Annotated in this window: 13 protein-coding genes; 8 read left to right on the top strand and 5 right to left on the bottom strand. The window is 73.7% G+C overall.

Translation table 11 applies throughout. From position 1 onward, the window contains the following. The first annotated feature begins 5 nt into the window (after positions 1 to 5). Together ACZ6Y1_RS14775 and ACZ6Y1_RS14780 are read left to right on the top strand one after the other, a co-directional pair. Positions 6 to 2759: an SUKH-4 family immunity protein gene (locus tag ACZ6Y1_RS14775; RefSeq protein WP_469628033.1), complete on the top strand. Its 2754-nt coding sequence runs from the start codon at positions 6 to 8 to the stop codon at positions 2757 to 2759. A 153-nt stretch (positions 2760 to 2912) separates the two neighbouring features. After that, on the top strand, positions 2913 to 3806 hold the full coding sequence (locus tag ACZ6Y1_RS14780) for a cellulose-binding protein (protein WP_469628035.1): 894 nt from the start codon (positions 2913 to 2915) through the stop codon (positions 3804 to 3806). 245 nt (positions 3807 to 4051) lie between these two features. On the opposite strand, the gene ACZ6Y1_RS14785 is transcribed toward ACZ6Y1_RS14780, so the two are convergent. Continuing rightward, on the bottom strand, positions 4052 to 4909 hold the full coding sequence (locus ACZ6Y1_RS14785; RefSeq protein WP_469628039.1) for an alpha/beta fold hydrolase: 858 nt from the start codon (positions 4907 to 4909) through the stop codon (positions 4052 to 4054). A gap of 81 nt (positions 4910 to 4990) precedes the next feature. On the opposite strand from ACZ6Y1_RS14785, the gene ACZ6Y1_RS14790 reads away from it, so the two are divergent. After that, positions 4991 to 5551, top strand: a complete 561-nt coding sequence (locus ACZ6Y1_RS14790) for a CGNR zinc finger domain-containing protein (protein ID WP_469628041.1) — start codon at positions 4991 to 4993, stop codon at positions 5549 to 5551. On the opposite strand, the gene ACZ6Y1_RS14795 is transcribed toward ACZ6Y1_RS14790, so the two are convergent. Continuing rightward, positions 5548 to 6396 carry a hypothetical protein gene (locus tag ACZ6Y1_RS14795; protein ID WP_469628045.1) on the bottom strand — a complete coding sequence of 283 codons (849 nt, stop codon included), beginning with the start codon at positions 6394 to 6396 and terminating at the stop codon, positions 5548 to 5550. The two genes, ACZ6Y1_RS14790 and ACZ6Y1_RS14795, sit on opposite strands and share 4 nt — an antisense overlap. A gap of 63 nt (positions 6397 to 6459) precedes the next feature. Beyond that, a complete protein-coding gene (locus ACZ6Y1_RS14800) occupies positions 6460 to 8031 on the bottom strand; it encodes an MFS transporter (RefSeq protein ID WP_469628303.1) in 1572 nt (523 codons plus the stop codon). Positions 8032 to 8520: 489 nt separating this feature from the next. Between ACZ6Y1_RS14800 and ACZ6Y1_RS14805 the strand changes: the two genes are divergently transcribed. Both ACZ6Y1_RS14805 and ACZ6Y1_RS14810 read left to right on the top strand, forming a co-directional pair. Then, positions 8521 to 9297 carry an ABC transporter ATP-binding protein gene (locus ACZ6Y1_RS14805; protein ID WP_376659822.1) on the top strand — a complete coding sequence of 259 codons (777 nt, stop codon included), beginning with the start codon at positions 8521 to 8523 and terminating at the stop codon, positions 9295 to 9297. Between the two features lie 53 nt (positions 9298 to 9350). Further along, complete coding sequence (locus ACZ6Y1_RS14810) at positions 9351 to 11888, top strand: ABC transporter permease (protein WP_469628306.1); 2538 nt, start codon at positions 9351 to 9353, stop codon at positions 11886 to 11888. A gap of 72 nt (positions 11889 to 11960) precedes the next feature. Here ACZ6Y1_RS14810 and ACZ6Y1_RS14815 read toward each other — a convergent pair whose 3' ends face one another. Beyond that, entirely contained in the window at positions 11961 to 13337 is a 1377-nt protein-coding gene (locus ACZ6Y1_RS14815; RefSeq protein WP_469628050.1) for a DUF2079 domain-containing protein, read from the bottom strand. Between the two features lie 297 nt (positions 13338 to 13634). On the opposite strand from ACZ6Y1_RS14815, the gene mfd reads away from it, so the two are divergent. Continuing rightward, positions 13635 to 17168, top strand: coding sequence for a transcription-repair coupling factor (gene mfd, locus ACZ6Y1_RS14820; RefSeq protein WP_469628053.1), 3534 nt, complete (start codon positions 13635 to 13637; stop codon positions 17166 to 17168). An 88-nt stretch (positions 17169 to 17256) separates the two neighbouring features. Here the strand turns inward: mfd and ACZ6Y1_RS14825 are convergent, their stop codons facing one another. Next, positions 17257 to 17988 carry a hypothetical protein gene (locus ACZ6Y1_RS14825; protein WP_469628057.1) on the bottom strand — a complete coding sequence of 244 codons (732 nt, stop codon included), beginning with the start codon at positions 17986 to 17988 and terminating at the stop codon, positions 17257 to 17259. A gap of 321 nt (positions 17989 to 18309) precedes the next feature. Between ACZ6Y1_RS14825 and ACZ6Y1_RS14830 the strand changes: the two genes are divergently transcribed. Both ACZ6Y1_RS14830 and ACZ6Y1_RS14835 read left to right on the top strand, forming a co-directional pair. Then, on the top strand, positions 18310 to 20385 hold the full coding sequence (locus tag ACZ6Y1_RS14830) for an N-6 DNA methylase (protein WP_469628060.1): 2076 nt from the start codon (positions 18310 to 18312) through the stop codon (positions 20383 to 20385). Between the two features lie 121 nt (positions 20386 to 20506). Continuing rightward, positions 20507 to 21124, top strand: a complete 618-nt coding sequence (locus ACZ6Y1_RS14835; RefSeq protein ID WP_469628063.1) for a hypothetical protein — start codon at positions 20507 to 20509, stop codon at positions 21122 to 21124. Positions 21125 to 21141: the final 17 nt, after the last annotated feature.

Raw genomic sequence — 21141 nt, forward strand, 5'->3', positions numbered from 1 at the left:
GCGCGATGGTGACGTTTGCGCAGGCGCAGGAGCGCGCCGAGGAGTGGATCAACGGGGACGTGCCCGGTTACCAGCATCGTGAGGTGCGGGTAAGGGAGTTCGGGCTCGGGTTCGTGGTGTGGGCGGAGGACCGGGCGGCCGGTCCGGTGTCCGGTGGTGGGCGGCAGCGGCTGGTCATCGCGCGGGACAGCGGTGAGGTGACGCTGTGGCCGGGGCTGCCGGTGGGTGAGGTGATCCGCCGGTACGAGGAGGAGTACGGGGCGGCCGCGGCCGCGTCGGCTTCGGAGGCTTCGGTTCCGCCGCCGCGGATCGATTCGGAGCAGACCTCGTTCATCCTGAGCCCGCCGGAGTGGCTGCAGGAGGCGGCGGACCGGGCGGGGATCCCGCCGGCCGTCACGCCGGCCGGTGCGCCTGCCGGTGCGCCTGCGGCTGGGCCTGCCGGTGTTGGTGTGGCTGCGGGTGCAGGTGCCGGTGCGTCTGCTGGTGCTGATGTGGCTGCGGGTGCGGGTGCGTCTGCTGGTGCGGGTGTGCCGGTTGGGGTTCCGGAGCCGGTTGCCGCTGCGGCGGCCGCCGAGCCCGCCGACGGCGTACCGGTCCGGGCCGCCGAGCCCGTGGACGCGGTGCCGCTGCGGCGCGGGGGTGAGATCCCGTACGAGCCGACCGCCAATGACGGGGTGCCGGCCGGGTCCACCCCGTGGGCCGGGACCGATGTGAACTCCGGTTCGGACGACGCCTCCGTGCCGCTGCCCGCGACCGTGTTCGCACCGCCGCTGTCCGGGTCGGACCTGGACGACGCGCCATCCCCCGGGGTCGCCCCGGAGGCGAAGACCACGCTGATCCCGGGCGGCAGCCGGCTGCCGAAGACCCGGATCGTGCCGGCGCTCGGCGCGGATGCGGCGGACATCGCCGACGCGCCCACGAGCCGGGCCCGGATCGACCGGCCGGGCGACTCGGGCGGTGGCGCCGACGGCGTCGCCGGGCCGGGCGCGGGTCCGGCGGGGGTGCCGGCGGGGGTGCCGGCGCCGCCGGTGCCTCCGACGCCTCCGGGTCCGCCCGGGGCGCCGGGTGCAGCGTTGTCCGAAGGATCACAGGGGGGTCAGGGAGTGCAGGGAGTACAGGGAGCGCCGGGTACGCCGGGGGTGCCGCAGCCGCCCGGTCCGCCGGGGGTTCCGGGCAGCGGGTCGCTCGGCGGTGGGTTCGACCATGCCGCGACGATGCTGGCGGGTCCGGCTGTGACGGGTCAGCCGCCGGCGCCTCCCGGTCCGCCCGGGGCTCCGCGTGGCGGGGTGCCGCAGCCTCCCGGTCCGCCGGGGGTTCCCGGTGGCGGTTCGCTGGGCGGTGGGCTGGATCATGCCGCGACGATGCTGGCGGGTCCGGCTGTCACCGGGCAGCCGCCCGCGCCTCCCGGTCCGCCGGGGGCTCCCGGTGGCGCCCCGCAGCCGCCCGGTCCGCCCGGGGTTCCCGGTGGCGGGTCGCTGGGCGGTGGGCTGGAGCACGCCGCGACGATGCTGGCGGGTCCGGCTGTGACGGGTCAGCCGCCGGCGCCTCCCGGTCCGCCGGGGGCTCCGCGTGGCGGGGCGCCGCAGCCTCCCGGTCCGCCCGGGGTTCCCGGTGGCGGTTCGCTGGGCGGTGGGCTGGACCATGCCGCGACGATGCTGGCGGGTCCGGCTGTCACCGGGCAGCCGCCCGCGCCCCCCGGTCCGCCGCCGGGCGGACCCGCGGCGGGGCGTCCGGCGTCCCAGCCTCCTGCGGCGCACCAGATGCCGCCGGCTCCCTCCGGCGTGCCCACGGTCGGGCCCGGCTACCAGGCCGTGCTCCGCTACCGCGCGCCCGACGGGTCCGAGCAGCAGCTCATCCGCCGCTCGGCGCCCGGTACCCCGCACCCGGAGTGGCAGATCCTGCACGAGCTGCGCGCCATGAACGTGCCGCCGCAGCAGGTGCTGGAGCTGCACACGGAGCTGGAGTCCTGCGAGCTGCCCGGCGGTTACTGCGCCCGGATGATCCGGGAGACGTGGCCGCAGGTGCGGATCACGAGCGTGGCTCCGTACGGCAAGGACCACGCGGGGCGTCAGCAGGGCATGCGGCACCTGCTCACCCATCAGGGCGAACTCCACCAGGTGGCGGACGGCCCGGCGCGTCCGGCGCCGGTGCGGGCGCCGCTGCCGCAGGTTCCGCTGCAGCCGGCGATCCCGCTGGACGCGATCGCGGCGGAGCTGGCGGGGGCGTTCGGTCCGCAGGGCGTGTTCCGCTTCGACCAGCGGGCGGTGTCCCGCCAGGGTGTGCCGGAGATCGTGGCGCAGACGCTGGTGTGGTCGGGTCTGCCGGTCGATTTCGGGCCGTTCTTCTGGGCGCAGGCGGTGCCGGGTCAGCCGGTGCCGACGCTGGCCGAGCTGGCGGCGCAGCGGCAGGTGCAGCCGGCTTCGGACGCGGGTTCGTACCTGGTGGTCGGCAGCGACTTCGGCAAGGCGCTGTGCGTGCAGTACGGGACCGCGCACATCGTGGCGGTGCCGGTGGAGGGCGGTCCGGGCGGTGCGCCGGTGCCGCCGCAGTTCGTGAACTCGAGCCTGCCGCAGTTCGTGCGGTCGCTGGCGATGCTGGGTCACATGTGGCGGCTGCGGCAGCATCTGACGCCGGAGCAGGCGGGGCGCTGGACGGTCGACTTCCAGGCGAACCTGGCGGGGCTCGACAGCGCGGCGCTGGCTTCGCCGGAGAGCTGGTGGTCGGTGCTGCTGGAGCAGATGTGGGACGGGCTGCTGTAGCGGTGGCCGGTTCGTGCTGAGCGGCCGGTGCTGAACGGGTGCTGAATGGCCGGGTCGAGACCCCTCGAAAGGGGTTTCGGCCCGGCCATTCGGGCTTCCGGGAGCAAATGGCGCATCCTTGACGGGAATCCCCGCGAGAGAGGCGCTAGCAGGATGAGTGCACCCATTGCGATCGTGCGCGGCCGTGGCTACCGGGTGGAGGACGTGGACCGGTATCTCGCGCGGCTGTCGGGCAGCCGGGACGAGGCCTGGGAACGGGTGGCGCGGCTGACCGTGCTGGCCAAGCAGATGGAGGCGGAGGCGGAGCGGCTGCGGGAGGCGGTGGCGGCGCTGGCGCCGCAGCCGCAGACGTACGACGAGCTGAGCGAGCGCGCGCGGCGGATCCTGCTGCTGGCCGAGGAGGAGGCACAGACCCTGCGGGCGGACGCGCGGGCGGACGCGTCGGCGACGGCGGGTGCGGCGGAGGCGCACGCGGACCGGGTGGCGGAGCTGGCGCGGCAGGACGCTGTGGCGGTACGGGAGCAGACGGAGGTACGGGTCCGTCAGGGGCTGTCGCGGGCCGAGCGGGAGGCGGACGACGTGCGGGGGGCCGCGCGGGAGGACGCGGCGGGGTGGCGGGCGGAGGCGGCCGCGGTGCTGGACGCGGTGCGGCGGCGGTCGGAGGCGCTGCTGGCGGAGCGCGAGCAGGAGCAGGCGGACCGGTGGGACGCGGCGGAGCGGGAGATGGCCGCGCGGGAGGCCGATCTGGTGGCGCGGCAGGAGGAGGCGGAGCGTCAGGCGGAGTCCCGTCTGGCGGCGGCCCGGCGGAGGTTCGCGGAGGCGGAGGAGGCGGCGCGGCACGGCCAGGAGGACGCGGAGGCGCTGGCCGCGGAGGTGCTGGCGGAGGCGCGGGTGGAGGAGGAGCGGGTGGGGCGCGAGACGGAGCGGGTCCTGCGGGAGCACGCGGAGGCGCAGGAGGAGATGCGGGCCCATATGAACCACGTCCGGGCGAGCTTGGCGGCGCTGACGGGGCGGGCCGCGGCCGGGGGCTCGGGCTCGGCGGGGTGACCCCCCGGGGCTCCGCCCCGGACCCCGCGCCTCAATCGCCGGCGGGGCTGGGTGGTGTCCCTGGGCGGGGGTGGAGTGGTCGGGGCGGCGCCCCGGAGGGCCCCCGCGGACCGACCCGCAGGATCGAAGCCCCCGACCGGGAAAACCAAGCCCCTCCGGCGTTTGAGGAGCGGGGGCGCGGGGGCAGCGCCCCCGGACCGGTGCCGCGCCCCGCAGACGGCCCCGCCGGGAGGCGAGCGGTGGTGCTACGGGAGGTCGGTCAGGAAGGCCTCGATGAGGGCGGCGATCGGCGCGAGGTGGGTCTCCAGGGCGAAGTGGCCCGCGCCGTCGAAGACGTGCACGGCGGCGTCCGGCGCGTCCCGCAGGTACGCCTTCGCGCCCGCGGGGGTGAAGAAGGGGTCGCCCGCGCCCCACACGACCAGGACCGGTACCCCGGAGCTCCGCAGCCACGCCTGCCATTCGGGGTAGCGCCCCAGGTTCGACGCGTAGTCGAAGGCGAGGTCGGCCTGTGCGTCGGCGCGCCCCGGCAGGGCGAGGTAGTGCGCGTCGAGGGTCCAGCTGTCGGGGGAGATCAGGGAGGTGTCGGCGACGCCGGCCTCGTACTGGAAGCGGGTGCCCTCAAGGGTGAACAGGCCGCGGACCTGCTCCTCGTTGCCCGGGACGTCCCGCCGCAGGGCGGTGAACTCGCGGGCCATGTCGGAGAGGCCCTCCTCGTACGCGTTGCCGTTCTGCACGATCAGGCCGGTGACCCGGTCCGGTCGGCGGGTGGCGAGGCGCAGGCCGATGGGGGCGCCGAAGTCGAAGACGTAGAGGGCGTAGCGGTCCAGGCCGAGGGCGTCGGTGAAGTGTTCGAGGGTGTCGGCGAGCCGGTCGAAGGTGTAGGTGAAGCCGTCGGGGGCCTCGGTGCGGCCGAAGCCGGGGTGGTCGGGGGCGATGAGGCGCCAGGGGGTGTCGCCGAGGGCGTCCATGAGGCGGGTGAACTGGTGGGAGGCGGTGGGGAAGCCGTGCAGGAGGAGCAGGACGGGGCCGTCGGCGGGGCCGCTCTCGCGGTAGGCGACCTGTACTCCGTCGACGTCGACGGTGCGGTGCCGGACTGCGCTCATCACATGCCTCCTGTGGTGTCGGTTCCATTAGTCTTCGCGATGATCCTTAATGGGTCAAGAGGTATTGGTAGCATTAGTTGGGTGACTGTCGACTTTCCGCTCATCGGTGAGCCCCTCGCTCTGGACCTCCTCAACACCCTTACGGCCGCGGGTGATCTGATCGCCGACCCGGCCGGGCTCGCGGCGTGGCTGGCCGCTCAGGAGGGGCGGCTGGACCCGGTCGCGGAGGTCGGCGGGGCCGAGGTGGCGGCCGTGTGCGCAGTGCGGGAGGCCGCGCGGGCCGTGATCGAGGCGGTGCGGGGCGGGGAGCGGCCGCCGGCGCAGGCGCTGGGCGTGCTCAACGGGGCCCTGGCCGCGGCCCCCGCCCACCGCGAGCTGGTCCTGGGCGCGCAGGGCGGTGTGGCGGCGGCCTCGCGCAGGACGGCGGCCCCGGCCCGGCGGCTGGCGGCGGAGCTGGCCGACGCGGTCGCGGACCTGCTGACGGACCCCCGGATGGGTTCGGTGCGCGCGTGCGAGGGGGAGGGGTGCGTGCTGCTCTTCCTGCCCGCGCATCCGCGCCGCCGCTGGTGCGTGGCGTCGGTGTGCGGCAACCGGGCGCGGGTGGCCCGCTATTACGCCCGGCACAAGGGCAACACCCCCTAGTGCTGTGGCGCCGGGGTCTCCTGGGGCTCCAGGCGGTAGGGGTCGCTGCGCAGACCGCGGTTGGTGGTGACCACCACCGTGAGCGGGGGTCGCGTGCCCTCGGGGACGGTGGCCGCCAGGGTGCCCGTCGCCGGGTCGCAGGCGGCCGGGACGGCGGTGGCGTCCACCGTGACCGTGGCGTCGGGGGTGAAGCCGCCGCCCTCGACGGTGAGGGCCGTGCCGGTGAGGGTGGCGCCGGTGATGACGGGGTTGGCGCGGACCGCCATCTTGTTGATCAGATAGGCGCCGGCCGGGGCGCCGGTCAGGGCCCAGATCTGCGGGGGGAGCCGGGGGAGTCCGCCGTCGACGTCCGCCAGGAAGAACAGGACGACGTACGCCATCGCGACCCCGCTGAACGCGACGTACTGGAGGTCGACGAGGTCCACGCGGCCGCTGTCGTTGGCGACGAGCTCGCGCAGCGGCCTGCGGCCGGAGGCGGTCGGCCTGGGGGCGGGTTTGGCCATGGTGCCGTTCTCCAGCCGCATGCCGACGACCGTCTTCGCGCCGATCAGGGCCGCGTACGGGCCGCCGAGCAGCGGCAGGTAGACGGTCGTCAGCGTGGAGAGCGGGCCGTCGGTGCCGTCGGCGCCCCGGAAGTACGACACTCCGCCGCCCGCGGTGAGGCCGTGGACGAGGATCGTGAGCAGCAGCCAGACGAGGATGAGCGTCCAGGTCAGGGCCAGGACGGTCGAGGTGGAGAGGCGGCCGTCGCGGCCGGTGACGAAGCCGGGGTGGTGGCGCAGGCGCAGGCCGAGGGGCACGGTCAGTGCGGCGAGTGACGCCAGTGCGAACAGTGCGGATGCCATGTCGTCCCCCCGGATGCGGTCCTGGCCACAGGGTGTCCGAATGGCCGGGGTCATGACAAGTGGCTACTGGTCCTGGTCGGGCAGGACGGGGAACCGGCGCGGGGCGACCAGCAGCAGGATCAGCAGGGCGGCGAGGGCGGCCGCCGTCGCGCCGAGGAAGATGTGGTCCACCGCCGCCGCCACGGCCTCGCGCAGGTACGCGGCGGCGGCGCCCGGCAGGAGCCCCGGCCGTTCCAGGGCCTTCGCCACGTCGTCGAGGTGGGCGGGCAGTCCGGCCACGGGGGCGTCGGCGAGCCGGGCGGCGAGGGTGGCGTTGGCGACGGCCGCCAGCAGGGCCGCGCCGACGCTCTGGCCGACCTGGCGGCAGAACAGCACGGAGGCGGTCGTGGTGCCGCGCTCGGCCCAGCCGACGGTGGACTGGACGCCGACGATGAGCGGGAGCTGGAAGAGGCCGAGGGCCCCGCCGAGCAGCAGCATGATCAGTGCCGGCTGCCAGGGCCGGGCCGGGTAGGGCAGCAGGGTGAAGGAGAAGAGGATGGCCGCGGCCAGGGCGATGCCGAGGGCGGCGGTGTTGCGGAAGCCGATGCGCCGGTAGACGTGCTGGCTGAGGGCGGCGCTGATGGGCCAGCTCAGGGTCATCACGGACATGACCAGGCCCGCGCCGACGGGCCCGAGGCCGAGTACGGACTGGGCGTACGTCGGCATGAACACCATCGGGGCGACCATCAGCAGGCCGAGCGCGCCCATCGCCAGGTTGACGGCGGCGATCGTGCGCCGGCGCCAGACCCAGCCGGGCAGGATCGGCTCCTCGGCCCGGCGTTCCACCCGGACGACGACGGCGGCCAGGAGCGCGCCGGCGGCGAAGAGGCCGAGCGAGGGCGCGGACAGCCAGGGCCAGGCGACGCCGCCCTGGACGAGCGCGAAGAGCAGCACTCCGCCGCAGGCGAAGACGCCGAGGGCGCCGGCCCAGTCGACCGGGCCGCGGCGGCCGGGGGAGCCTACGGGTTCCACGAGGTGGCGGGAGATCATCCACAGGGCGAGGGCGGCCAGCGGCAGGTTGACCAGGAAGATCCAGCGCCAGTGGGCGTACGAGGCCAGCAGGCCGCCGATGGCGGGGCCGGCCACGGCCGAGGTGGCCCAGACGGTGGACATGCGGGCCTGGATCCTGGGCCGTTCGGCGAGCGGGTAGAGGTCGGCGGCGAGGGTCTGGATGGTGCCCTGGAGGGCGCCGCCGCCCAGGCCCTGGACGATCCGGAAGGCGATGAGGGCGGCCATGTTCCAGGCGGCCGCCGAGAGCAGGGAGCCGACGAGGAAGAGGCCTATGCCGAAGAGGAGCACGGGCTTGCGGCCGAGGGTGTCGGAGAGCTTCCCGTAGACGGGGAGCGTGACGGTGACGGCGAGCAGGTACCCGGAGAAGAGCCAGGAGAAGACGGAGAAGCCGCCGAGGTCGCCGACGATCTGCGGGACGGCGGTGGCCACGACGGTGCCTTCGAGGGCGACCAGTGCCATCCCGAGCATGAGCGAAGCCACGACCGCCCGGGGCGGCCTCCCGGCGGCGGCCCCGTCGGCTCCGCCCGCACCCGTCCCGCGCGCACCCGGCTCCGAGCCCGCCCTGCCGGGCGTGCCCGGGGTCACCGCGTGCGGGTCCGGACGTGCCCGGCCGGCGTTCGCGGAGTCCCGCCCCCCGGCCGTGGCCCGGGCGGTGGTGCCGGGAGGGCCGTCCCGCTCCTCGGCCGGTATGCCGTCCGGCGCATCGGTGCTCTCCGCTGCGGCCACCAAGATCCCTTCCCCGTACACGTATGTGCGGGGAACACCATCTCACCGCGGCGGTCTCCCCGGGTATCCCCCAGGGCGCATCGTCCGCAGGGCGGACGACCCCTAAGGGGACCTCCTCATTACGGGCCAGGGGCCGTTCGTCCCGGCGGAGGAGGAATCGGCTCCCGGTGGCTCCTTAACTGGAACATACGGGCCGGGGGCCGGGGCCGGGGGTGGGGTTAACCCCCGGGCGGATACGGCGATGGGCACCAGCGCGCCGGACCCCCCTCCCGCCAGATGCTTCAGGACGACGGCAGCGCCGGCCGCCCACCGCAGGTTCGAAGAAGGAGAAAGACCGTGACAACGGCTATGACCGAAACCAGGCACGGGGGTACTGGAGGGCATGAAGCCGTCGCGGCCCGGGCGCGGAAGGTCGTCAAGGCCTACGGCTCCGGGGAGACGCGGGTGGTCGCCCTCGACGACGTGGACGTGGACATCATGCGCGGCCAGTTCACCGCGATCATGGGCCCCTCGGGCTCCGGGAAGTCCACGCTGATGCACTGCCTCGCCGGTCTCGACACGGTGACCAGTGGTCAGATCTTCCTGGACGACACCGAGGTCACCGGGCTGAAGGACAAGAAGCTCACGCAGCTGCGCCGCGACCGCATCGGCTTCATCTTCCAGGCCTTCAACCTGCTGCCCACGCTCAACGCCCTGGAGAACATCACGCTTCCCATGGACATCGCGGGCCGCAAGCCGGACGCGCAGTGGCTGAACCGGGTCGTGGAGACCGTGGGTCTCGCCGGCCGCCTCAAGCACCGTCCGACCGAGCTCTCGGGCGGCCAGCAGCAGCGCGTGGCCGTGGCCCGCGCCCTGGCCGCGCGACCGCAGATCATCTTCGGTGACGAGCCCACCGGGAACCTGGACTCCCGGGCGGGCGCCGAGGTCCTAGGCTTCCTGCGGCGCTCGGTCGACGAGCTGGGCCAGACCATCGTCATGGTCACCCACGACCCGGTCGCCGCCTCCTACGCGGACCGCGTCATCTTCCTCGCCGACGGCCGGATCGTCGACGAGATGTACGGGCCGACGGCCGACCAGGTCCTGGACCGCATGAAGGACTTCGACGCGCGCGGGCGGACGTCGTGAGCAACACCGTCCTGAAGACCTCGCGGCGCAATTTCGTCGCGCACAAGGGACGGATGGCGCTCTCGGCCATCGCCGTCCTGCTCTCCGTCGCCTTCGTCTGCGGCACCCTGGTGTTCAGCGACACGATGAACGCCACCTTCGACAAGCTGTTCGCGACCACCGGAGCGGACGTCACGGTCTCCGCGAAGCCCGTCGGGGGCGGCGACGAGGACGTCGAGAACCCGCGCAACGCCCGGCCGGCGACCATCCCCGGCGACGCCGTCCAGAAGGTCGCGGCCGTGCAGGGCGTCCAGTCCGCCCAGGGCAGCGTCGTCTCGCTGTCCGTCACGGTCGTCAACGCCGAGAACAAGAACGTCGGCCCCACCTCCGGCGCCCCGACGATCGCCGCGAGCTGGAACGACAACGAGCTCAAGTCGATGAAGGTCAGCTCCGGCCACGAGCCGCGCGGCCCCACCGAGGTGATGGTCGACGCCGACACGGCGAAGAAGCACAAGCTGAAGATCGGGGACGAGCTGCGCACCATCGCCGTCACCGGCGACTTCCGCGCCAGGATCTCCGGCATCGCCGCCTTCAAGGTGACCAACCCGGGCGCCACCGTCGTCTACTTCGACACGGCCACCGCCCAGCGTGAACTGCTCGGCGCACCCGGCACGTTCACCAACATCAACGTCACCGCCAAGGACGGCGTCAGCGACGAGCGGCTCAAGGCGGACATCGCCGCCGCCGTCGGCGCCGGCACCTACAAGCTGCAGACCGCCAAGGAGTCCGCCGACCAGGGCCGCAAGGACGTCGGTTCCTTCCTCGACGTCATGAAGTACGCGATGCTCGGGTTCGCCCTCATCGCCTTCCTCGTCGGCATCTTCCTCATCTTCAACACCTTCGCGATGCTGGTCACCCAGCGCACCCGCGAGATCGGGCTGATGCGCGCCATCGGCGCCGACAGCGGCCAGGTACTCGGCTCCGTGGTCCTGGAGGCCTTCCTCCTCGGTCTGGTCGGCTCGGTCGCGGGCGTCGGCGTGGGCGTCGGCCTGGCCGTCGGACTGATGAAGCTGATGGGCCAGATGGGCATGAACCTGTCCACGGACGACCTCACCGTCGCCTGGACCACCCCGGTCGTCGGCATCGTCCTCGGCGTCGTCGTCACCGTCGTCGCCGCCTTCATCCCGGCCCGCCGGGCCGGCCAGGTCTCCCCGATGGCCGCCCTGCGCGAGTCGGGCACCCCGGGCGACAAGAAGGCCGGCGTGGTCCGCGCCGTCATCGGCCTGGTCCTCACCGCCGTCGGCGGCGCCGGGCTCTACCTGGCCGCGGCGGCCGACGAGGCCGGACCCGGATCGCTCTGGCTGGGCCTGGGCGTCGTCTTCACCCTCAAGGGCTTCATCGTGATCGGCCCGCTGCTCGCCGAGGGCGTGGTGCGGGTGCTCTCCGGCGTCGTCCTGCGGCCCTTCGGGTCCGTCGGCCGGCTCGCCGAGCGCAACGCCCTGCGCAACCCGCGCCGCACTGGCGCAACCGCCGCCGCCCTGATGATCGGCCTCGCGCTGGTCGCCTGCCTGTCGGTGGTCGGATCCTCCATGGTGGCCTCCGCCACCGATGAGCTCGACAAGTCGGTCGGCGCGGACTTCATCGTGAACTCCCAGACCGGGCAGCCGGTCATGCCGCAGGCCGAACAGGCGATGCGCGGCATCAAGGGCCTCGACCACGTCACCGCCTACCGGGAGGTCGACGCCAAGGTCACCGCGCCCGACGGCACCACCGAGGAAGCGGGGCTCGGCGCCACCGATCCCACGTACGCCAAGGACATCCGCCGCAAGATGGTCGCCGGCGAGCACGCTGCGGCGTACGGGGCGAACTCGATGTCGGTGGGGTCGCAGTACGCCACCCAACACGGCGTCAAGCTCGGCGACGAGCTGACGGTCGCCTTCACGGGTGGCAAGACGGTCAGGCTGAAGGTCGCGGCGATCACCAGCGACGAGGGCAACCTCGACAAGACGATGAAGTACATCAGCACCGCCACCGCCGAGGCGAACGTCCCGGCCGACCGGCTGCCGCGCCCCTTCATGCTGCTGGCCAGCGCGAAGGACGGGCAGGACGAGGCCGCCGCGTACGAGGCGGTCAAGGCGGGGCTGGCGGACTACCCGCAGTACGCGGTCCGCAACCAGGCCGACTACAAGCAGTCCCTCAAGGACCAGGTCGGCCAGCTGCTGAACATCGTCTACGGGCTCCTCGCCCTCGCCATCATCGTCGCCGTCCTGGGCGTCGTGAACACCCTCGCCCTGTCGGTGGTGGAGCGGACCCGCGAGATCGGCCTGATGCGCGCCATCGGCCTCTCCCGCCGCCAGCTGCGCCGCATGATCCGGCTGGAGTCGGTGGTCATCGCCCTCTTCGGCGCGCTGCTCGGCCTCGGGCTGGGCATGGGCTGGGGAGCCACCGCGCATCAGCTGCTCGCGCTCCAGGGCCTGAAGGTGCTGGAGATCCCGTGGCCGACGATCCTCGGGGTGTTCGCGGGCTCGGCCCTGGTCGGCCTGTTCGCCGCGCTGATCCCGGCCTTCAGGGCGGGCCGGATGAACGTCCTGAACGCGATCGCGAGCGAGTAGCACCGCCCCGGTCGTACGGGGGAGGCGCCGGTCCGGGACCCACGGGGGAGGTTCCGGGCCGGCGCCGCGCGTTCAGTGGACGCGCCGCATGAGGACGACGCCCCCGGCCTCGCCGACGAGGGCGTACCGCTCGCCCGGGTGCAGCTGGGCGGCGTACGCGGTCGGGTCCTGGCCCGCCCACTTGGAGCCGTTGTCGATGGTGATCCAGTCGGGGACCACGCCCTTGCTGCCGCCGATCCACAGGACCCGGCAGCGGGAGGTCAGGCGGGTCAGCGGGCCGGTGTCGGCCTCCACGGTCGCCCCGTCGGGGATCCGGCCGAGGAGGCGCTCGACCGCCGTCACGCGCGCCGGCTTCTCGTACGTCTTCGCCTCGACGAGCTTGGCGGTCGGCATCGAGGTCGCGGCCAGCGCGAGGGAGGCGGCGAGCACGGCGACGGGCATGTTCAGGGCGTACGAGCGCAGCCACGGCCGCTCGCTGCGGCGCAGGGTGTCGACGGCGTCGACGAGGGCGAGGGCGACGACGGGCATCAGGACGGCGCTGTAGTGCCAGTCCGTGGACCAGTAGTGGTCGTCCCCGGACAGGAACCGCCAGCCGAGGGTGGGGGCGGCGACCAGCAGCAGCGGGGAGCGCAGCGCGAGCAGCCCGGAGGTGGGCAGCAGCACCCAGGTCAGGGTGGTGAGCTTGGTGCCGAGGCCGTCGAGGGGACCCGCGCCGTGGATCTTGTCCCAGTAGCCGTAGCCCTCGGTGGCGAAGGCCGGTATGAAGACGGTGAAGACGAGGACGGCGAAGACGGTGGCCGCGGCGGCGACGGCGAGCGCGCCCCACACGGCCCGCCGGCCGGCGTGCCGGGACCGCCAGGCCACGACGACGGCGAGGGCGGCGAGGGTGAAGCCGAGGTCCTCCTTGACGAGGACCAGCGGCAGCCCCCACAGCAGTGCGGCCCGCGAGCGCCCGGCGAGCAGCGCCTCCAGGGCGAAGGCGATCAGCGGCACGGCGAAGGCGATCTCGTGGAAGTCGAACTCCACGGCGCGCTGGATCCCCCAGAACAGCCCGTACGCGGCCCCGACGGCGATCCCGCGCGGCCGGCCGAGCAGCCGGCCGGCGGCCCGGGTGACGGGGACGGCGGACAGCGCGAAGAGCGCGGCCTGCACGACCAGCAGGGTGACGGGGCCGGGGAAGACCCGGTACACGGGCGCCACGGCCGCGATGACCGGGCTGAAGTGGTCCCCGAGGATGTTGGCGCCGGGCCCCTTCAGGTCGGCGACGGGCGTCTGGAGGTGGGCGTAGGCGCGGATGGCCTGCTCGAAGATCCCGAGGTCCCAGGAGGCCCATTCCATCCGCCGGAACCGGCCGACGGAGAGCACGAGGTAGACGAGGAACAGCCCGCCGGCCACCAGCCAGGGCCCCGGCCACCTGGTCCGGCCCGGCTTCGCGGTGGCCGGTGTCACCGGCGCCGGGCGTGCTATCGCGTCACTCGTCACGGAGTCGTGCCCCTCGGCCGGTCGCGTCTCTCCGGCGAAGGCGACGCGGCGAGCTCAGACGGTCAGTACATCGACATCGTAGAGCGGGACGAACCCGTTGCGTCCGATGAGCCCCGCGTGGCAGTCCGTGCCCCGCCCGTCACCCCGCGGGGGACCGGAATCCCTCGCGCGACGCATGCGGGCGCGTCATAGAGTGGGAACCCCCGGCCCGTGCGACGTGTCGGGTCCTTCGCGTTGCCCCCCTCACCGGATGGAAGCCGTTTCATGAGCCTGCACGGACTGCTCGACGCCGTCACCCGGGATCCCGCGCTCGCCGAGGCGGTCGGCGCGGCCGGGGACGGCAACCGGATGCACGTCGACATCGTCGGGCCCGGTGCCGCGCGGCCCTTCGTGATCGCCGCGCTGGCCCGGCGGACCGAGCGGACCGTGCTCGCGGTCACCGCCACCGGACGCGAGGCCGAGGACCTGGCCGCGGCGCTGCGGTCGCTGCTGCCGCCCGACGAGGTGGTGGACTTCCCGTCCTGGGAGACCCTCCCGCACGAGCGGCTCAGCCCGCGCAGCGACACCGTCGGCCGCCGGATCGCCGTGCTGCGCCGCCTCGCGCACCCGAGCAAGGACGACCCGGCCGCCGGGCACGTGTCCGTGGTCGTGGCGCCGATCAGGTCCGTGCTCCAGCCGCAGGTCAAGGGGCTCGGGGACCTGGTGCCCGTGGGGCTGCGGCAGGGGCAGAGCGCCGACCTCGGCGAGGTGACCCAGGCGCTGGCCGCCGCCGCGTACGCCCGCGTCGAGCTCGTCGAGAAGCGCGGCGAGTTCGCCGTGCGCGGCGGCATCCTCGACGTGTTCCCGCCGACCGAGGAACACCCGCTGCGCGTCGAGTTCTGGGGCGACGAGGTCGAGGAGATCCGCTACTTCAAGGTCGCCGACCAGCGTTCCCTGGAGATCGCCGAGCACGGGCTGTGGGCCCCGCCCTGCCGTGAGCTGCTGCTGACCGACGAGGTACGGGAGCGGGCCGCGGCCCTCGCCCAGGAGCACCCCGAGCTCGGGGAACTGCTGAACAAGATCGCCGAGGGGATCGCGGTCGAGGGCATGGAGTCCCTGGCCCCGGTCCTGGTCGACGACATGGAGCTGCTGATCGACGTACTGCCGGCCGGGGCGATGGCCGTGGTGTGCGACCCCGAGCGGGTAAGGACGCGGGCCGCGGACCTCGTGGCGACCAGCCAGGAGTTCCTGATGGCCTCCTGGGCCGCCACCGCAGGCGGTGGCGAGGCCCCCATCGACGTCGGCGCGGCGTCGCTGCGCGGGATCGCCGAAGTCCGGGACCACGCGCGCGAGCTGGGCATGATGTGGTGGTCGGTGTCCCCCTTCGCCGCGGACGAGACGGCCGGCGGGGACACGCTGAAGCTCGGCATGCAGGCCCCGGAGGCCTACCGCGGCGACACCGCCCGCGCGCTGGCCGACACCAAGGGCTGGATCGCCGACGGCTGGCACACCGTCTACCTCACCGAGGGCCACGGCCCGGCCGCCCGTACCGTCGAGGTGCTCGGCGGCGAGGGCATCGCGGCCCGGCTGGAGGCGGACCTGGGCACCCTGGAGACGGGCCTCGTCCACGTGGCGTGCGGCTCCCTCGACAACGGGTTCGTCGACCCCGCGCTGAAGATCGCGGTGCTGACCGAGACCGATCTGACCGGGCAGCGCACCGCCACCAAGGACCTCGGCCGGATGCCGACCCGGCGCCGCAAGACGATCGACCCCCTCACCCTGGAGGCCGGCGACTACATCGTCCACGAGCAGCACGGCGTCGGCCGCTACATCGAGATGGTGCAGCGCACCGTGCAGGGCGCCACCCGCGAGTACCTCCTCGTCGAGTACGCGCCCGCCAAGCGCGGCCAGCCCGGGGACCGGCTGTACATCCCCACCGACCAGCTGGAGCAGGTCACCAAGTACGTGGGCGGCGAGGCCCCGACCCTGCACCGGCTCGGCGGCGCGGACTGGACCAAGACCAAGGCGCGGGCGAAGAAGGCGGTCAAGGAGATCGCCGCCGACCTCATCAAGCTGTACAGCGCGCGCATGGCGGCCCCCGGACACACCTTCGGCCCAGACACCCCCTGGCAGCGGGAGCTGGAGGACGCCTTCCCTTACGCGGAGACGCCCGACCAGCTCACCACCATCGCCGAGGTCAAGGAGGACATGGAGAAGTCCGTCCCCATGGACCGGCTGATCTGCGGCGACGTCGGTTACGGAAAGACCGAGATCGCGGTGCGCGCGGCCTTCAAGGCGGTGCAGGACGGCAAGCAGGTCGCCGTCCTCGTCCCCACCACGCTGCTGGTGCAGCAGCACTTCGGAACCTTCTCCGAGCGCTACAGCCAGTTCCCGGTCAACGTGAAGGCGCTGTCCCGCTTCCAGAGCGACTCCGAGTCCAAGGCCACCCTGGAGGGCCTGAAGGAGGGCTCGGTGGACGTGGTCATCGGCACGCACCGGCTCTTCTCGCAGGAGACCAGGTTCAAGGACCTGGGCCTGGTCATCGTCGACGAGGAGCAGCGGTTCGGCGTCGAGCACAAGGAGCAGCTGAAGAAGCTGCGCGCCAACGTGGACGTGCTGACGATGTCGGCGACGCCGATCCCGCGCACCCTGGAGATGGCGGTGACCGGTATCCGCGAGATGTCGACGATCACCACCCCGCCGGAGGAGCGCCACCCGGTGCTCACCTTCGTGGGCCCGTACGAGGAGAAGCAGATCGGCGCGGCGATCCGGCGCGAACTGCTGCGCGAGGGGCAGTGCTTCTACATCCACAACCGGGTCGAGTCCATCGACCGGGCGGCCGCCAAGCTGCGTGAGATCGTGCCCGAGGCGCGGATCGCGACGGCGCACGGCCAGATGTCCGAACAGGCCCTGGAGCAGGTCGTGGTGGACTTCTGGGAGAAGAAGTTCGACGTCCTCGTCTCGACGACGATCGTCGAGTCGGGCATCGACATCTCCAACGCCAACACCCTGATCGTCGAACGCGGCGACAACTTCGGCCTCTCCCAGCTGCACCAGCTGCGCGGCCGGGTGGGCCGCGGGCGCGAGCGCGGGTACGCGTACTTCCTCTACCCGCCGGAGAAGCCGCTGACGGAGACCGCGCACGAGCGGCTCGCGACGATCGCCCAGCACACCGAGATGGGTGCCGGCATGTACGTCGCGATGAAGGACCTGGAGATCCGCGGCGCGGGCAACCTGCTCGGCGGCGAGCAGTCCGGCCACATCGCCGGCGTCGGCTTCGACCTGTACATCCGCATGGTCGGCGAGGCGGTGGCCGACTACCGGGCCGCCGTCGAGAACGGCGGGGTGGAGGAGGAGCCGCCGCTGGAGGTGAAGATCGAGCTGCCGGTCGACGCGCACGTCCCGCACGACTACGCGCCCGGCGAGCGGCTGCGCCTGCAGGCCTACCGGTCGATCGCCGCCGCGAACTCCGAGGCGGACATCAAGGCGGTGCGAGAGGAACTCACCGACCGCTACGGCAAGCTGCCGGAGCCGGTGGAGAACCTGCTGCTGGTGGCCGGACTGCGGATGCTGGCCCGGGCGTGCGGGGTCGGCGACATCACCCTCCAGGGCCCCAACATCCGTTTCGGGCCGGTGGAGCTGCGCGAATCGCAGGAGCTGCGGCTGAAGCGGATCTACCCCGGTTCGCTGCTGAAGCCCGCCACCTCGCAGGTGCTGGTCCCGCGCCCGAAGACGGGGAAGATCGGCGGGAAGCCGCTGGTCGGCCGGGAACTGCTGGCCTGGACCGGGGAGTTCCTCACGACCGTCCTCGGGTCGTGACGGCGGTGCCGTGACGGCGGTGCCGTGGCGGCGCGGGGAGGCCGGGCCCGGGGGGCCCGGCCTCCACGTTCGCCCCGGCGGGGTGCCGTCAGCCCAGCTTGTCGGCGTCGATGACGTCCTTGCCGGTCGGGGCGTCGGCCTGCACCGGCTCGTTGAACTTGCTGAAGGCGACGGTCGAGGGCTCCTTGCCGGTGTTCGTCGCCTTGAGCAGGTACGGCTCACCCTTGGTGGCCACCAGCAGGGTCTCGGTGCCGTCGGTGGTCTTCGTGGTGATGGTCAGGGCCTCCTGGCCGCCCTCCGTGGTCACCTTGCCCTTTTCGGCGCCCTCGCTCTTGTCGAACTCCTTCAGCAGTTCGTTCAGGTCGCACAGGGCGGACAGTTCCTTCGAGTCCTCGTCCGAGGCCTTCGACTTCAGCCAGTGGCCCGCCAGCTGCTTGACCGCCGCGTCGGCCTGCTCCTTGGGCAGGTCCTTCATCTGGGCGCGGTAGAAGGGCTCGTCGGCCTTGATGAAGACGGACTGGGCGTTGCGTATCAGCTCGAACGAACCGTCCGGGCTGGAGATCGTGCCCTTGCAGTCGCCGCCCTTGCTGACGGCCATGTTCAGCTGCATCTGCTTGCCGCCGTCCCAGACGTTTCCGCTGACGGTGAGCGAGTTGGTGCCCTTGAGAGCGGTCACGGAGTTGTTGGCGACCTGGGAACCGCTCTGGCCGGGGAAGGGGCCGGAATCGGCCTGCTTGAGTACGGAGCAGCCGGTGAGGGCGAGGGTGGCGGCGCAGGCGAAGGCGGCGGTGGTGGTGAGGGGACGGTGCAGGGTGCGCATGGCGTGACTTTCTCGGGCAGGAGATGCGGGCTGGGCGAAGGCTAAGGGGGAATGGAAACAACCGGAACACAGGGGTCCGGTTATCCGGCCCAGGGACGGGGTGGGGGCGGGGGCGGGGCGGGGTGGACCGGACCGGGCCGGACCGGACCGGGCCGGACCGGGCCGGACCGGGCCGGACCGGGCCGGACCGGGCTGGGCATTTTCCTGTTCGGCGGAGTGATCACAGCAGATGCTTGTGAACCGAGTCAACAGGATGCACGGAAGAAGTTGAGTTCACGCTGTGAATGGGGCTCTTGCGTGTGAACGGGTATGCTCCGCGGCATGTCCGAGGAGATCGGCGCGCCCCACGCCCCCCACGCACCCCAGGCCCCCAACCCCCCTGCGGAGCCCGCCCCCGTGGAAGTCACCGCGGCCGAGGTCGCGCGTCTGGCCGGAGTCGGCCGCGCCGCCGTCAGCAACTGGCGCCGCCGCCACGCCGACTTCCCCAAGCCCGTGGGCGGCACCGAGGCCAGCCCCTCCTTCGCCCTCCCCGAGGTCGAACAGTGGCTGCGCGCCCAGGGCAAACTCGCCGAAGTACCGCTGCGCGAGCGCGTCTGGCAGCAGGTCGCCGCCCACCCCGGCGGGGCCGTCGCCGCCCTGGTCAAGGCCGGCTGCGCGCTGCTCGTCGTACGGGAACGGCCCGCCGAGTGGCTGAAGCTGGCCGCCGGCCCCGACGGGCACGTGGCCGAGCAGTTGCGGCCCGTCCTCGACGAGGTGCTCCGCGACCGCCTCGGCCCCGGCCACGCCCTCACCGAGGTCCCGTTGCCCCCCGCCACCGTGCCGCTGCTGCGGGCCGCCGCCGAACTCGCCGCCGAACTCGGCGCCCACCAGGCCTTCGAGTTCCTCCTGGGCCGCCACCTCGACGCCAACCCCCGCCAGTACACGCTCACTCCGGACGGCCTCGCCTCGCTCATGGCCGCCCTCGTCGCACCCCCGGGCCGGGCCGGGGCGGCCCCCCGCACCGTGCTCGACCCCGCCTGCGGCACCGGCACCCTGCTGCGCGCGCTCCCCGGCGCGACCGCCGTCCACGCCCAGGACTCCTCGCCCGAACTCGCCGCCCTCACCGCGCTGCGCCTGGCCCTGGGCGGGCCCGCCCCCGTCCGGGCGGCCGCCGCCGACAGCCTGCGCGCCGACGCCTTCGCCGGCGCCGCCGTGGACGCCGTGCTCTGCCACCCCCCGTTCAACGAACGCAACTGGGGCCACGAGGAACTCGCCTACGACCCCCGCTGGGAGTACGGCTTCCCGGCCCGCACCGAATCCGAACTCGCCTGGGTCCAGCACTGCCTGGCCCACCTGCGCGAGGGCGGCACCGCCGTCCTGCTCATGCCCCCCGCCGTCGCCGCCCGCCGCTCCGGCCGCCGCATCCGCGCCGACCTGCTGCGCCGCGGCGCACTGCGGGCCGTCGTCGCCCTCCCGGCCGGCGCGGCGCCCCCGTACGGGATCCCCCTGCACCTGTGGGTGCTGCGCAGGCCCGCCCCGCACGCGGCGCCCCCGACGGGGCTGCTGCTCATCGACACCGCGGCCGCGGCGGCCGCCGGGGACGGCGGGGCGGAGGCCGCCTGGGCCGCCTACGACACCACCGGGACCGTGGAGGAGGTCCCGGGCGCCACCCGCGTCGTGCCCGTCGTCGAACTGCTCGACGACGACGTGGACCTCACCCCCGCCCGCCACCTGCCGCCCCCCGCCGCGGGCGGCGGCCCCGCCGAGCTGACCGCCGTACGCGACCGACTCACCGAGTCCCTCGGCCGGGCGGCCCGGCTCACCCCGCCGCCCGCCGCCCCGCCCGCCGGGACCGCGGGCCGGCCTCCGCTGACCACCATCGGTGAACTGGCCCGCGCCGGAGCCCTGGAGCTCCACACCGGCACGGGCGCCGGAAGCGGCAGCGCCCCCGTCCTCACCGAACAGGACGTCTACGCCGGAACCGGCCCCACCGGCACCCTCGCGGCAGCCCCCGAGGCGCCCCTGCTCACCGCCCCCGGCGACGTCCTCGTCCCCGTCGTGGGCGCCGCCTCCGTCGCCCGCGTCGTCGACGCGGACACCGCCGGCGCCGTACCCGGCCGGGGCCTCGTCCTGCTGCGCCCCGACCCGGCCGCCCTCGACCCGTGGTTCCTGGCCGGATTCCTCCGCGGCACCGCCGGCACCCGCCGGGCCAGCAGCCACGCCTCCACCGCCACCCGGCTCGACGTGCGCCGACTGCGGCTGCCCCGCCGGCCGCTGGCCGAACAGCGCGGCTACGGGGCCCGGTTCCGCGCGCTCGCCGAGTTCGAGGACGCGCTGCGGCTGGCGGGACGGCTCGGCGAACAGCTCGTACAGGGCCTCTACGACGGCCTGTCGGACGGCACGGTCGCCCCGGACTAGCACCCCGGCCCGCGCCGTGTGCTGCGAGCATGCAACGGTTGCGCTCGCGCCCTCACCCCCGGCCGAAAAGGCTTATACGCTCAGACGCGCAACCCTTCCGTACGGCCCGTCAGGAGCAACGATGCACGGCCCCGGCCTCACCCCGCCGCAGCCCGGTGACCAGTCCGGCAACGGGCTGCAGGTATCGCTGCGTGTGCTCTTCGTCGCGCTCACCGTGCTCAGCTGCGGGTTTCTGGCATGGGCCGGCATGCTCAAGCTCGCGATCGTCACGCGGTCGCGCCGCAACTGGATCCTCTTCGTCGGCACGGTCGTGATCAACATCCTGTGTGTCGCGTTCGTCGGCTCGGACAAGACACCCGAGGGCGAGACCGGGCTGAGCACCGACATAGCGATGATCACCTCCCTGACCACCGCGATCGCCGTCATCTCCTACTTCCTCTACGAGGACATCCGGCACTACTCCCGCGCCCGCGGCATCCCGGCCGGGGGCTGGTACGGGCAGCAGCCGCCCGCCCCTTACTCCCAGCCGGTGCCGCCGCAGCATTCCGGCTACGGCTACCCGCCCCAGGCGCCCACGCCCGTCCCGGGCCAGATGCAGGCGCCCCAGGTACCGCCGCAGGCGCCCGGCGCGCCGCGCATCGGCCAGGTGCGCGCCGAACTCGACGAGCTCAGCGAGCTGCTGCGCAGGCAGCAGGACCCGAACCAGACCCCGACCTCCTTCCAGGATCCGCACCAGTGACCGACCGGCTCATCGGC

It is taken from the genome of Streptomyces sp. NPDC053432 (genome assembly GCF_055585365.1).